Source organism: Streptomyces sp. A18 (assembly GCF_059026065.1).
The window spans coordinates 1-410 of record NZ_JBWLKL010000160.1; the positions used below are offsets into that span (position 1 = coordinate 1).

Consider the following 410-nt stretch of genomic DNA (forward strand, 5'->3'; position numbering starts at 1 on the left):
TGTCGAAGGTGCCGTGCAGGAAGGTGCCGTGCAGGAACCGCGCTCCAGCCCTCCGGTACGGGGCGAGTTCAGCCTGTGCGCGCCGACGAGTTTGGCGTGCCCCTGTGGTGTCGGGTCGTTGGCGTCCATGTAGCCGGAACGCGCCGCGAGTCGTTGAGCCATGGCTCAGGCAACCGCCGTGAGCGGGGTTCACGAATCTGGAGGGTTCGTCTCACATCTCGTGGCGTAGGGCGAGGAGCGTGGCGTCGTCCGAGCCGTTCGGTGGGCCCGTCCGAGTACATCAGGACGATGCTGCCGATGTGGAGTTCGGTGGTGGCCGCGGTGTACGAAGCGCCGGGCAGGACACCGAGCGGAAGCCCCGGGCGCCACCGGCCGGGAATGGCATTTGGGCGGCGCGTCCGTCGCGCATC

At 68.8% G+C, this 410-nt stretch carries 1 protein-coding gene; it reads right to left on the reverse strand.

Annotation, left to right across the window (positions count from 1 at the left end; translation table 11 throughout):
- Nucleotides 1-68 precede the first annotated feature (68 nt).
- Nucleotides 69-380 carry a SpoIIE family protein phosphatase gene (locus AC5P1C_RS43965; protein ID WP_493871610.1) on the reverse strand — a complete coding sequence of 104 codons (312 nt, stop codon included), beginning with the start codon at nt 378-380 and terminating at the stop codon, nt 69-71.
- Nucleotides 381-410 lie beyond the last annotated feature (30 nt).